At 40.0% G+C, this 220-nt stretch carries 1 protein-coding gene; it reads left to right on the top strand.

Annotation, left to right across the window (positions count from 1 at the left end; genetic code table 11):
* The coding region (locus ACFRAE_RS17880) for a HesB/IscA family protein (RefSeq protein ID WP_422798530.1) at positions 1-195 on the top strand (195 nt) is incomplete at its 5' end.
* Positions 196-220: the final 25 nt, after the last annotated feature.

Below are 220 nucleotides of genomic sequence, written 5' to 3'. Positions count from 1 at the left end.
GGCTTCGATCAAAAAAAAGAAGGCGATTCAGAATATGAAATTAACGGCCTGCGCGTTTTTATGAATAAGGCACATGGCCTCTATTTAGCTGGTATGGAAATAGATTTCAAAAATGGACTAGATGCTCGTGGATTCACATTTAACAATCCTAATGCAACGAGTACCTGTGGTTGCGGAAGTAGCTTCTCGGCATAAGTTAAATCAACAGCCGTTTATCAAG

This window comes from Sphingobacterium sp. HJSM2_6 (assembly GCF_049316305.1).
Lineage (GTDB): Bacteria > Bacteroidota > Bacteroidia > Sphingobacteriales > Sphingobacteriaceae > Sphingobacterium.
The sequence above is the reverse complement of the archived record's forward strand: the minus strand, read 5'-3'. Positions and strand labels throughout refer to the sequence as shown.